8 protein-coding genes are annotated in these 12,842 nt (G+C 61.4%); 4 read left to right on the top strand and 4 right to left on the bottom strand.

Annotation, left to right across the window (positions count from 1 at the left end; all coding sequences use genetic code 11):
- Positions 1–46: 46 nt before the first annotated feature.
- Entirely contained in the window at positions 47–991 is a 945-nt protein-coding gene (locus P3T17_RS34705; RefSeq protein WP_429411453.1) for a tyrosine-protein phosphatase, read from the bottom strand.
- Between the two features lie 293 nt (positions 992–1,284).
- Between P3T17_RS34705 and P3T17_RS34710 the strand changes: the two genes are divergently transcribed.
- Positions 1,285–2,556, top strand: coding sequence for an MFS transporter (locus tag P3T17_RS34710; protein WP_074262667.1), 1,272 nt, complete (start codon positions 1,285–1,287; stop codon positions 2,554–2,556).
- 16 nt (positions 2,557–2,572) lie between these two features.
- Positions 2,573–3,838, top strand: coding sequence for a D-amino acid dehydrogenase (locus tag P3T17_RS34715; RefSeq protein WP_429411455.1), 1,266 nt, complete (start codon positions 2,573–2,575; stop codon positions 3,836–3,838).
- 129 nt (positions 3,839–3,967) lie between these two features.
- Here the strand turns inward: P3T17_RS34715 and P3T17_RS34720 are convergent, their stop codons facing one another.
- From P3T17_RS34720 to P3T17_RS34730, 3 genes are all read right to left on the bottom strand, one after another.
- Positions 3,968–5,434 (bottom strand): glutamate synthase subunit beta, encoded by a 1,467-nt coding sequence (locus P3T17_RS34720; protein WP_074262669.1) that lies wholly within the window; start codon positions 5,432–5,434, stop codon positions 3,968–3,970.
- A gap of 100 nt (positions 5,435–5,534) precedes the next feature.
- Positions 5,535–10,238, bottom strand: coding sequence for a glutamate synthase-related protein (locus tag P3T17_RS34725; RefSeq protein ID WP_429411457.1), 4,704 nt, complete (start codon positions 10,236–10,238; stop codon positions 5,535–5,537).
- 287 nt (positions 10,239–10,525) lie between these two features.
- Positions 10,526–11,233, bottom strand: a complete 708-nt coding sequence (locus tag P3T17_RS34730) for a transposase (protein WP_074262671.1) — start codon at positions 11,231–11,233, stop codon at positions 10,526–10,528.
- Positions 11,234–11,423: 190 nt separating this feature from the next.
- Between P3T17_RS34730 and P3T17_RS34735 the strand changes: the two genes are divergently transcribed.
- Together P3T17_RS34735 and P3T17_RS34740 are read left to right on the top strand one after the other, a co-directional pair.
- Entirely contained in the window at positions 11,424–12,146 is a 723-nt protein-coding gene (locus P3T17_RS34735) for an OmpW/AlkL family protein (RefSeq protein WP_074262672.1), read from the top strand.
- A 288-nt stretch (positions 12,147–12,434) separates the two neighbouring features.
- Positions 12,435–12,812, top strand: coding sequence for a DUF883 family protein (locus tag P3T17_RS34740; protein ID WP_074262673.1), 378 nt, complete (start codon positions 12,435–12,437; stop codon positions 12,810–12,812).
- Positions 12,813–12,842 lie beyond the last annotated feature (30 nt).

Genomic DNA, 12,842 nt, shown 5'->3' on the forward strand with positions numbered 1-12,842 from the left:
CCGCCCAGCTGTTGCCCGGGCGGGCCGCTTTTTTTGTGCCTTCGGTTCAGATGACCAGCCGGTCGTGCAACGTCTCGATGGTCGCCTGAGACAGTCCGAGTCCGACGGTCAGATAGCTCGACATCGTGCCGTAGCTCGCCTGCACCTGATCGAAGCCCGCCTGTAAAAAGCTCTCCTGCACGCTGAACAGTGGCGCGTCGAGCGCGGCCGTCGCCGCGCCGCTTTGCGCCTGAACCGCAGCGATTTGCGCGTTGATCGAGACGGCCGAGTAAGTATTCGTCAGAAGATAATCCTGCACGATCACGTCGAGCGGCACATTCGCAATGCTCAGCAGAAGCGCTGCAACCCAACCGGCGCGGTCCTTACCCGCTGTGGAATGGAACAGTTGTGCGCCCGGATTATTCGCCAGTTGCGTGAGCAGTGCGCCATACGCGGCCCGCTGAGCCGTGCCGGTGACATACGCACGCTCTGCGCTCTGCATCACGGCGATGGCGCCGCCCGACAGGTCTGCCGGTGGGACGACCGCATCGGCCTCGCCCGTCACATTGATGTTCTGATAAGCCGCGCCGGCAGGCATCACGTCCTGAGCCCGGGCAACCTCGCCGGGCGTGCGCAGATCGTAGACGTTCGCAATCCTGAGCGTGTCGATCACGGCCTTGTCCGCCGTGCTCAGGGTCAACGTGTTCGAGCGGTAAAACACCCCAAGGCGCACCTGGCGACCGTCCACCGTTTGATAGCCGCCGGCTGCACCGCCGACATCGCGAAAGTTGTCCGCCGACGCCAGACGCGGCGCATCCGCCGCATCCGACGACAGACCGCCGCCACCGCACGCCGACAGCAATGCGCTCCCGAATCCTGACATTAGCAGCACGCTCGCCGAGCCTTTCAGGAAGCCACGGCGCGTCGAGAACTCACCATTCGGTACACATTGGGGCGGACGAGGCTTGCTCGGGCCGGTCGCACGTAAGCGAACTTTCGCAGTGAAATCCATTGAGTGTATTGGTAAGGGGCGCTTTCGCCGTTGGACGGATGGGCGGCGTAAAACCAACAGCGCCGGGGCGCAGTGTACCGGGGGGAAATACCCGGTGGGTTACAAAGTAGGAACCAGTAAGGATCTGAAATTCACTCCTGACCAGTCGAAACAAAGTCAGCCCAGATGCCTGCGCCCGCCGTGCGGGTTTTTTGTCCGGACTGGTCCGCACGCCTTTGTGCACCGTAAAATACGGGCGCACCAGCGTGCAACCGCGAACCGCAGGCAACAGAATCAGGGGCTCAGGAGACGGGATGGCGTCATTTCAGTGGTTCACGGAGTTGACGACGCGCGAGCGCCGCACGCTCTACGCGGGCTTCGGCGGTTATGCCGTCGATGCGTTTGACTTCATGATCTACTCGTTCCTGATCCCGACGCTGATCGTTACCTGGGGTATGACCAAGAGCGAAGCGGGGATGATCGCGACCAGCTCGCTCATCTCCTCGGCGATCGGCGGCTGGCTCGCCGGCATTCTCTCCGATCGCTACGGACGCGTACGTGTGCTGCAATGGACCATCGCCACATTCGCGCTCTTCACCTGCCTGTCGGGTTTCACCCATTCGTTCTGGCAACTGCTGACCACGCGCACGCTGCAGGGCATCGGCTTCGGCGGGGAATGGTCGGTGGTGACCGTCATGATGGCCGAGACGATCCGCTCGCCGCAGCATCGTGCGAAGGCGGTCGGCACCGTGCAGAGCAGCTGGTCGTTCGGCTGGGCCGCAGCGGCAATCGTCTACTGGGTATCGTTCGCCGTGTTGCCCGAGCAAACGGCCTGGCGCGCCTGCTTCTGGGTTGGCATCCTGCCGGCGCTGTGGATCGTCTACGTGCGCCGTAACGTGAGCGACCCGGAGATCTTTCTCGCTACCCGCCGTGCCCGCGACACCGGTGTCGACACGTCTCACTTCCTGCAGATCTTTTACTTTCCGCATCTGAAGACCACGCTGCTCGGCAGCGCGCTATGCAGCGGCATGCTGGGCGGCTACTACGCGATCACCACCTGGCTGCCGACCTATCTGAAGACCGTGCGGCATCTGTCCGTGTTCAATACCAGCGGCTATCTGATCGTGCTGATCGTCGGCTCGTTCACCGGATATATCGTCGGGGCGATCCTGTGCGACAGGATCGGCCGGCGCGCGTCGTTCATCCTGTTTGCGATCGGCTCGTTCGTGCTCGGCATGGTCTACACCATGTTGCCCATCACCAATAGCACGATGCTGCTGCTCGGCTTTCCGCTCGGCGTGGTGGTGCAAGGGATTTTTGCCGGCGTGGGCGCGTATCTGTCCGAGCTGTATCCGAATGAGATTCGTGGCTCGGGTCAGGGCTTTTGCTACAACCTTGGACGCGGCGTCGGCTCGTTCTTTCCGATTCTCGTCGGCATGCTTTCGCAATCGATGACGCTCGTCAATGCGATGGGCCTTGTTGCCGGCTCAGGCTATCTGCTCGTGATTGCAGCGGCCCTGTGTCTGCCTGAGACGAAGGGTAAGGCGCTCGCCGCTGCCGCCGCAGATCCGGGCGCGGCATCCTGATGCGCATTCCACAAACATGAAAACGATTGTTCTTGGCGGAGGCGTGATCGGCGTCGCCACTGCTTTTTATCTCGCAGGCCGTGGGTGCAAGGTCACGGTGATCGAGCGCGAACCCGATGTGGCGCTCGAGACAAGTTTCGGCAATGCCGGCGTGATTGCGCCGGGTTATGTGACGCCGTGGGCGGCGCCGGGGATGCCGGCGAAGATGCTCAAATACCTGTTCAAGCCGACCTCGCCGCTGATCTTCAGGCCGACGTTCGATCCTGCGCAATGGCGTTGGATTGCGCGCTGGTTGCGTGAGTGCGACCTCGAGCGGTTTCGCGTGAACAAGCAGCGCATGCAGAGGATTGCTTATTACAGCCGCTCCTGTCTGCAGGAGTTTCGTGGACGCTATCCGTTTGATTACGGGGGCAGTCAGGGGTATCTGCAGCTATTTCGCAGCGAGTACGACGTCGAGTTGGCGCAGCCCGCGCTGGCGGTGCTACGTGATGCTGGGATCGCGTATCGGGAGATTAGTGCGGCGCAATGCGTCGAGATCGAGCCAGGATTGCGGTGGGCGCGCGAGACGCCGTTGTCCGGGCTTTATCTGCCGGATGACGAGGCTGGCGATTGTGCCCGGTTTACGCGGGAGTTGCGGTCGATCTGCGAGAACCATGGCGTACGGTTCCGGCTCGATACTCGGGTGACTGGACTTGATGTTCAGGGTGGTGCGGTGCGGGGGGTGCGGGTCAATAGTGAAATTGGTGAAGAAGTGCTTCGGGCGGACGCCGTTGTGGTGGCGTTAGGCGCGGATAGTGTGCAGTTGCTTGCGCCACTGGGCGTCAAGGTGCCGCTTTATCCTGTGAAAGGGTATTCGGCTACGTTGCCCGTTATCGACGATGAGAAGGCGCCGCGGGGCGCCTTGATGGACGAAGCTTTTAAAACTGCTATCACGCGGTTTGGCAGGAATTTGCGGGTAGCGGGGACGGCAGAGCTTGGGGATCGGCGGTCGACTCTTAGGGAGCAGGCGTTGCAGACCTTGCTCAAGGTTCTCGACGACTGGTTTCCTCACGCAAGCAAACCCAGCTCCGCGCATTTCTGGGTTGGGAGGAGACCCATGATGCCGGATGGGGCGCCTCTTCTTGGTCCCTCCGGGATTGATGGACTCTGGGTCAATCTCGGCCACGGGTCCACCGGCTGGGCTATGGCGATGGGATCCGGGAAGGTTGTTGCGGATCTGGTTACGCTGCGTGTGCCGGAGATTGACGTTGAAGGGCTCACTTTGGGCAGGTATCGGAGATAGCTCCCATCCCCCAATTGAAAAGCCGGGTCGTCCTTGCGGGCGCCCGGCTTTGGGCACAGCTTGTCGTCTCCACCTCTTCCTGCAAATCGTTGCCGGCTCCACGTCTGGTCGCGCGGAACCGGTGAAGATTTAGCGCGGCAGCTCCGAATGCCCCATCAGGAATGCGTCCACCGAACGCGCGCATTGACGGCCTTCGCGGATCGCCCACACCACCAGCGATTGACCACGCCGCATATCGCCGGCCGTGAACACCTTGTCCACCGACGTGTAATACGCCTTGTCACCTTCCGTCGACGAACGCACGTTGCCGCGCGCATCCTTGTCGACGCCGAATGCTTCCAGCACCGGCGAGACCGGCTGCGTAAAGCCCATCGCCAGCAGCACCAGGTCGGCCTTCATTTCGAATTCGGAACCCGGCACTTCCTGCATCTTGCCGTCCTTCCATTCGACTCGCACGGCAATCAGCTTTTCAACCTTGCCGTTCTTGCCTTCGAAACGCTTGGTCGCCACTGCCCAATCGCGCTCGCAACCTTCCTCGTGCGAGGACGAGGTGCGCAGCTTGATCGGCCAGTACGGCCACACGAGCGGCTTGTTCTCTTCTTCCGGCGGCTGCGGCAGCAGTTCGAACTGCGTGACATCCTTCGCGCCGTGACGGTTCGAGGTGCCGACGCAGTCGGACCCTGTATCGCCGCCACCGATCACCACCACGTGCTTGCCCTTGGCGACCAGTTGGCTCGTGAGCTTGTCGCCCGCATTGACCTTGTTCTGCTGCGGCAGGAACTCCATGGCGTAATGGATGCCTTCCAGTTCGCGGCCCGGCACCGGCAGATCGCGCGGCGTTTCCGAACCACCCGACAGCACTACCGCGTCGAACTGCTCTTTCAGCTCGGCCGGCGTGATCGTTTCCTTCGCCGTATTGTTGATATGCGAAGCCAGAGGATCCTTGCCGATGAACACGTTGGCGCGGAATGTCACCCCTTCGGCCTCCATCTGACGCATGCGGCGGTCGATCAACCACTTTTCCAGCTTGAAATCAGGAATGCCGTAACGCAGCAGGCCACCGATGCGGTCGTTCTTTTCGAACACCGTCACATCGTGCCCCGCGCGCGCGAGTTGCTGCGCGACGGCGAGACCGGCGGGGCCTGATCCGACCACGGCGACCTTCTTGCCTGTCTTGTGCTTTGACGGCAACGGCGCGACCCAGCCTTCGGCCCACGCCTTGTCGATGATCGCGTGTTCGATCGACTTGATGCCGACCGGATCGTCATTGATGCCGAGCGTGCACGCCGCTTCGCACGGCGCCGGGCAGATGCGGCCCGTGAACTCCGGGAAGTTGTTGGTAGAGTGCAGCACGTCGATCGCGTTCTTCCAGTCCTGATGAAACACCAGGTCGTTGAAGTCCGGGATGATGTTGTTCACCGGGCAGCCGTTGTTGCAGAACGGAATGCCACAGTCCATGCAACGTGCGCCTTGAATTTTCGCTTCGTCGTCGGACAGCGCCGCGACGAATTCCTTGTAGTGCTTCACACGCGTGAGCGGAGCTTCGTACGTCTCATGGCGACGTTCGAACTCGAGAAAACCGGTTGCCTTGCCCATGTGGTTCTCTTATCTATCTGTACAGGTGGGGGAATCGGCACCCGCCGCACACGAGGGCGGCGGGCACAACTATTGGGTATCTACCGTCTTGGGCTGCAAATTACGCGGCGAGGACTTCCTTGTTCGCTTTCTTCGCAGCCATCTCGCCCAGTGCGCGCTTGTATTCCGTCGGGAACACCTTCACGAACTGACGGCGTGACGCGTCCCAGTTTTCGAGCAATGCCTTCGCACGCGGCGAGCCGGTGAACTGGAAGTGACGCTCGATAAGCCCCTTGAGCAGCACTTCGTCGGTTTCGTTCGCGTGCCACAGGCCCTTGTCGACCGTGCGTTCCTGTTCGGCCTGTTGCAGCACCGGATCGAGCGCGACCATCGACTTGTTGCACTTGCCGGCAAACGTGCTGTCCGGGTCATACACATAAGCGAGGCCGCCCGACATGCCGGCCGCGAAGTTACGGCCTGTTTCGCCGAGCACGACCACCGTGCCACCGGTCATGTATTCGCAACCATGGTCGCCCGTGCCTTCGACAACCGCCGTCGCACCCGAGTTACGCACGCAGAAACGCTCGCCTGCCACACCGCGGAAGAACGATTCGCCTTCGATCGCGCCGTACATCACCGTGTTGCCGCAGATGATGTTTTCTTCCGACTTGCCGCGGAAATCGTTAGTCGGACGAATGATGATGCGTCCGCCCGACAGGCCCTTGCCGACGTAGTCGTTACCGTCGCCGACCAGATCCAGCGTGATGCCCCTGGCGAGGAACGCGCCGAAGCTCTGGCCAGCCGTGCCCTTGAGCTGAATGTGAATCGAGTCGTCGGGCAAACCGTCATGGCCATACTTCCTGGCAACCATGCCGGACAACATCGCGCCGACCGTGCGATTCACGTTGCGCACCGGCTGGATGAACGAGACATGCTCGCCCTTCTCGATCGCTGCCTTCGCCTTCTCGATCAGCGTGTGATCGAGCGCCTTGTCGAGACCGTGGTCCTGCACATCGACGTGCTTGCGCGCAACTTCCGCCGGGACTGACGGCTGGTAAAACACACGCGAGAAGTCCAGACCCTTCGCCTTCCAGTGCTCGATGCCCTTCTTCGTGTCGAGCAGTTCGGCATGGCCGATCAGGTCGTCGAACTTGCGGATGCCCAGTTGCGCCATGATTTCGCGCGCTTCTTCCGCAACGAAGAAGAAGAAGTTGACGACGTGTTCCGGCTGGCCCTTGAACTTCGCGCGCAGCACCGGATCCTGCGTCGCAACGCCAACCGGGCAGGTGTTCAGGTGGCACTTGCGCATCATGATGCAGCCCTGGACCACGAGCGGCGCCGTCGCAAAGCCGAATTCATCCGCGCCGAGCAGCGCGCCGATCACGACGTCGCGGCCGGTCTTCATCTGACCGTCGGCCTGCACACGGATACGGCCACGCAACTGGTTCAGCACCAGGGTCTGCTGCGTTTCAGCGAGACCGAGCTCCCACGGCGTGCCGGCATGCTTGAGCGACGACAGGGGCGAGGCGCCCGTGCCGCCATCATGACCCGCGATCACGACGTGATCAGCCTTCGCCTTTGCCACACCTGCAGCAACCGTACCGACGCCCGATTCGGACACAAGCTTCACCGAGATGCTGGCTGCCGAGTTCGCGTTCTTCAGATCGTGGATCAGCTGCGCCAGATCTTCGATCGAGTAAATGTCATGGTGCGGCGGCGGGGAGATCAGGCCAACGCCCGGCACCGAGTAACGCAGCTTGCCGATGTAGTCGGACACCTTGTGACCCGGCAGCTGGCCGCCTTCGCCCGGCTTCGCGCCCTGCGCCATCTTGATCTGGATCTGGTCGGCCGACGACAGATACTCCGCCGTCACGCCGAAACGGCCCGACGCCACCTGTTTGATCTTCGAGCGCAGCGAATCGCCGTCCTTCAACGGAATGTCGACGATGACTTCTTCGCCGATCACCGACTTCATCGTGTCGCCGTTCTTGATCGGAATGCCGCGCAGTTCGTTGCGATAGCGGTTCGCATCCTCGCCGCCCTCACCGGTGTTCGACTTGCCGCCGATGCGGTTCATCGCCACCGCCAACGTAGCGTGGGCTTCGGTCGAGATCGAGCCCAACGACATCGCACCCGTTGCGAAGCGCTTGACGATTTCCTTAGCCGGTTCGACTTCGTCGAGCGGAATCGCCTTGCTCGGATCGAACTTGAACTCGAACAGTCCGCGGAACGTCATGTGACGGCGGGTCTGATCGTTGATCAGGTGCGCGTATTCCTTGTACGTCTGATACGAGTTGCTGCGCGCCGAGTGCTGCAGCTTGGCGATCGCATCCGGCGTCCACATATGTTCTTCGCCGCGCACGCGGTAGGCGTACTCGCCGCCTGCGTCGAGCATCGTGGCCAGCACGGGGTTGTCGCCGAATGCTTCGCGATGCAGACGAATGGCTTCTTCCGCTACGTCAAACAGGCCAATGCCGCCCACCTTTGACGAGGTGCCCTTGAAGTACTTCGACACCAGGTCTTCGGCAAGGCCGACCGCTTCGAAGATCTGCGCACCGGTGTACGACATGTACGTCGAAATGCCCATCTTCGACATGACCTTCTGCAGGCCCTTGCCGACTGCCTTGGTGAAGTTGTAGACCGCCTTGTCCGCCGACAGGTCGCCCTTCAGGCCGGCCGCCATCTGCGCGAGCGTTTCCATCGCGAGGTACGGGTGCACGGCTTCCGCGCCGTAGCCCGCGAGTAACGCGAAGTGATGCGTCTCACGCGCCGAGCCGGTTTCGACAACCAGCCCCGCGCTCGTGCGCAGACCGTGCTGCACGAGATGCGTGTGGATCGCGGCGGTGGCGAGCAACGCCGGGATCGCGACGTTGTCGCGATCGGTCTTGCGGTCCGACACGATCAGCATGTTGTAGCCGGACTTCACCGCATCGACGGCTTCCGCGCACAGCGACGCCAGGCGCGCTTCGATGCCTTCCTTGCCCCAGGACACCGGATAGCAGATGTTCAGCTCATACGAACTGAACTTGCCGCCCGTGTATTGATCGATCGCGCGGATCTTGGCGATGTCACGGAAGTCGAGCACCGGCTGCGACACTTCGAGACGCATCGGCGGGTTGATGTTGTTCGTATCCAACAGGTTCGGCTTCGGACCGACGAACGACACCAGCGACATCACCATGTTTTCACGGATCGGGTCGATCGGCGGGTTCGTGACTTGCGCGAACAGCTGCTTGAAGTAGTGATAGAGCGTCTTGTTCTTGTTGGACATGACCGCCAGCGGCGAGTCGTTGCCCATCGAACCGACGGCCTCTTCGCCGGCTTGCGCCATCGGCGCCATCAGGAACTTGAGGTCTTCCTGGGTGTAGCCGAAGGCCTGCTGACGATCCAGCAAGGCTGCGGGCTCGCGACGCTCCGTCACGACGTCTTCCGCGCTCGGCTCGATTTCGTCGAGCTTGATGCGCACCGCGTCGATCCAGCTCTTGTACGGCTTCGCGTTGGCGAGGTTGTCCTTGAGTTCCTTGTCGTCGATGATGCGGCCGTGTTCCATGTCGATCAGGAACATCTTGCCCGGCTGCAGACGCCACTTCTTGACGATCTTCGATTCGGGAATCGGCAGCGTGCCCGCTTCCGACGCCATGATGACGAGGTCGTCGTCCGTCACGATGTAGCGCGCCGGACGCAGGCCGTTACGGTCGAGCGTGGCGCCGATCTGACGGCCGTCGGTGAACGCGATCGCGGCGGGGCCGTCCCACGGCTCCATCATGGCGGCGTGGTATTCGTAGAACGCGCGGCGATTGTCGTCCATCAGCGTGTGCTGTTCCCAGGCTTCCGGGATCATCATCATCATCGCGTGGACGAGCGGATAGCCGGCCATCACCAGCAGTTCGAGGCAGTTGTCGAACGAGGCGGTGTCCGATTGGCCCGGGTAGATCAGCGGCCACAGCTTCGGCAGGTCGTCACCAAGCACGTGCGAGGCGATTGCGCCCGTACGCGCATTCAGCCAGTTGACGTTGCCCTTCACCGTGTTGATTTCGCCGTTGTGGGCAATCATCCGGTACGGGTGAGCCAGTTCCCATGCCGGGAATGTGTTCGTGGAGAAGCGTTGGTGCACCAGCGCCAGCGCCGACACGGTGCGGTCGTCCTGCAGGTCGCGGTAGTACACGCCCACCTGGCCGGCCAGCAGCAGGCCCTTGTAGACCACCGTGCGCGCCGACATGGACGGCACGAAGTACTCCTTGCCGTGCTTGAGCTTGAGCGCCTGGATGCGGTGGCTCGCGGTCTTGCGGATGACGTACAGCTTCCGTTCGAGCGCGTCGGTCACCATGATGTCCTTGCCGCGGCCGATAAAGATCTGACGGATCAGCGGCTCGCTCGCCTTGACGGTGGGCGAAATCGGCATGGAATGGTCGACCGGCACATCACGCCAGCCCAGCACCACCTGGCCCTCGGCCTTTACCGTGCGCTCGAGCTCCTGTTCGCAGGCGAGACGCGAGGCGTGTTCCTTCGGCAGGAAGATCATGCCGACGCCGTATTCGCCGTTCGGCGGCAACGTCACGCCCTGCTTGGCCATTTCCTCGCGATAGAAGCCGTCCGGGATCTGGATGAGGATACCGGCGCCGTCGCCCATCAGCGGATCTGCGCCGACGGCGCCCCGGTGATCGAGGTTCTCGAGAATCTTCAGACCCTGCTCGATGATCTCGTGGCTTTTCTTGCCTTTGATGTGCGCGACGAAGCCGACACCACAGGCGTCGTGCTCGTTTTGCGGGTCATAGAGACCTTGCGCGGCGGGAACCGAAGAGACCGGTTGCTGGTGATCGTTCATGGGGACACCGTCTGAAAGAGGGCCGGGGAAGGCCGTTGAACCGTTTTTTTATTGCCCACAGTCGCGCTGCAACTGCGCAGGCAGCTTCGACGCGGCGCGCATCGAAACAGCCGGAATTCGGAATATACGCGACGAATCAAGGGAATAGCAAATAAAATGCGATGATGTGGCACCTATTATCAGATTGGTGCATCGCACAGCATTTTTATTGGTTCCACATCAATTCGGTGCAAATAAAACGGCATCCGAAGATGCCGTCTCGGGTGTTGCCCCTTGAAACGAAACGCTTATTGGGTCTGCGGCGTTTCCCGAACCTTGCGCGGTCGCCCGCGCGGCAGCGGCGACACCCGGCGGTTGGCTGCTCGCGCCGCCCATTCGCGATACGTGTCGCTTCCCAGGACCCAGCCTTTTAGCGTGGCCTGTTGCAACTGGCTGGCTTCGCGCTCATCCAGCGGCTGCTCGCAAAGTTCGCGGTAGGCGCGCTGGCGCTCGAACGGCGTATTGCCGAGCGACCAGTACAACGGGTGATCCGTAATCAGGCTGTCGAGTGTCAGCCCAATATGGTGCCGGTAGCTCGACCACCGGTAATCTTCTGGTGCACTAACGAGTTGCCCTCGCACCGGACACATTTCCACCACCCGGCTTGCCAGCAGGAAGTAACGCTCGCCTTCGATGACGGTTGCCCGGTAGCGTCCCTCCCACAAGGTGCCGCGCCGCGAATAGCGCCGGTTGAAGTGGGCGACGTAGCGGCGACCAACCGCTTGCATTGCCTTGGGCAAGCTCGACTCCTCTGTAGGAGTGACGAGCAGTTGCACCGCACCTGGCATCAACGCGTACGCGTGGATAGACAGATGATGGTCGCGGGAAGCCGCCTTCAGACAATCGATGAAGAGCTCGTAATCCTGTTCGTCGACAAATGCGGGCTGCTGATCAAGCCCGCGCAGGATGACGTGTTGCGGCTGGTCGGGGACATAGAGACGTGCGAGCCGTGCCATGCTGGAGTATCCAATAGTCGCGTTGGTATATACCCGAAGGTCCAAAGTAGCCGAACGCCCGTACGATTCGGTGCGGCGCGGCTAAGCCGAAAACCACGCGGGGCTTAGGGAGAAAGCTCTAACCGCCGCGTATGGTTTGTTTCAAACGTTCTGGTCATAATGAGCGGGCCTTTTCTGGAGGAGCACACATATGAAATTAAAACAGGCCATGACGGGGATCGCGGCGCTTGCCTGCATGACGGCAGCCCACGCTCAATCGGCCGGAACCTTTTACGTCACGACAGGCTGGTTGCATCTTGCACCTCAGTCCTCTAGCCAACCGTTGAAGGAGACAAGCGTTGGCGGCTCACCCGTCAATGTCACACTACCTAATACAGGAGCCAGCCTCGATAGCGCCGACACCCTCGGCTTTACCGCTGGCTACTTCGTCACCGACCACATCGCGACCGAATTCGTGATTGGCGTCCCGCCGAAATTCAATCTGGATGGCTCGGGCGCCTTCTCGTCATACGGCAAGCTCGGTGATGCCAAACAGTGGAGCCCGACTCTGCTGTTCAAGTACTACTTCAGAGACGCACAAGCGCGCTTCCGTCCGTATCTTGGCGTGGGCGTCACCCACGTTTCGTTCACCGACGCGGAAATCACCAACAGCGTCTTCGAACAGCAGGTGTTGCATGGTCCGACCACCGTATCCACGGATAGTTCGTGGGAGCCGGTGTTTAATGGGGGCTTCACCTTCGCAATCGACCAGCACTGGTTTGCCGGTTTCTCGCTCTCATATCTGCCGCTCAGCACCACTGCGAAGCTGAACACTGCAGCCGCCACGCCGGTCGGCACGCTCAATGTCCAGTCGCAGACAAAAATCAAGCTGAACCCGATCGTCAGTTACATCAGCATAGGTTATCGCTTCTGACACCAAGCCTAAGGTTAGACGAGTTTTCGGGGCTTGAACAATGCCGCCGTGCATTCATGGCGGCATTTTCATTTGTATGGCGCACAACGGCCCCTTCGCATGACGTCGGTACACGTTGTTTTGTAAGTTTGACCAGCGTGGGTACGTCTGCGCTGCAAATTGTGCAGTCGCAAAGCGCGGATCAGGTGGGTGCGACAGCGTCCGGTGTATGGCACCGAAGTTGCGTGGCATGGAGTTTCCCGCGCGGTTTATGCGGGACCTCTTTGACCAACCAACGACGGAGCGACCATGACTGCACTACCGAATACGCGAGACGCCCTTGGCGAATCCTGGACGACGACGAGCCGCCGCGCGCGCCGGATCGCGCGCCACAGCCGCCATGCGGCTGAAGACATCGCTACTGAACTGCGCTCACTGATGTCGGAACTCGAAGATACGCTGGCTGACGGCACTCAAGCCGATGCGGTGGCGCTGCGCGCCCAGTTGCGCAAGCGTCTGGACGTTGCGCGCGAGCGCCTGAACGAAACCCGCGATGCCGTGCGCCAACGCGCCGAAACTGCAATTTCGGACGCCGACGACTACGTCCACGAGAACCCGTGGCAAACCATTGCGATCGTGGGCGGCATTGCCCTGATTGCCGGCGCGCTGGTTGCGCGGTCGCGCTAAGGGACTCGCTCAACGCACGGTTGATCGCCC

It is taken from the genome of Paraburkholderia sp. GAS82, assembly GCF_050436285.1.
In the GTDB taxonomy this organism is placed as follows: domain Bacteria; phylum Pseudomonadota; class Gammaproteobacteria; order Burkholderiales; family Burkholderiaceae; genus Paraburkholderia; species Paraburkholderia phenazinium_B.

Bases quoted from the DNA above. Each gene is read 5' to 3' on its own strand.
- P3T17_RS34740 (WP_074262673.1), top strand. From the start codon at position 12,435: ATGACTGCACTACCGAATACGCGAGACGCCCTTGGCGAATCCTGGACG.
- P3T17_RS34725 (WP_429411457.1), bottom strand. From the start codon at position 10,238: ATGAACGATCACCAGCAACCGGTCTCTTCGGTTCCCGCCGCGCAAGGT.
- P3T17_RS34735 (WP_074262672.1), top strand. From the start codon at position 11,424: ATGAAATTAAAACAGGCCATGACGGGGATCGCGGCGCTTGCCTGCATG.
- P3T17_RS34730 (WP_074262671.1), bottom strand. From the start codon at position 11,233: ATGGCACGGCTCGCACGTCTCTATGTCCCCGACCAGCCGCAACACGTC.
- P3T17_RS34715 (WP_429411455.1), top strand. From the start codon at position 2,573: ATGAAAACGATTGTTCTTGGCGGAGGCGTGATCGGCGTCGCCACTGCT.
- P3T17_RS34720 (WP_074262669.1), bottom strand. From the start codon at position 5,434: ATGGGCAAGGCAACCGGTTTTCTCGAGTTCGAACGTCGCCATGAGACG.
- P3T17_RS34705 (WP_429411453.1), bottom strand. From the start codon at position 991: ATGGATTTCACTGCGAAAGTTCGCTTACGTGCGACCGGCCCGAGCAAG.
- P3T17_RS34710 (WP_074262667.1), top strand. From the start codon at position 1,285: ATGGCGTCATTTCAGTGGTTCACGGAGTTGACGACGCGCGAGCGCCGC.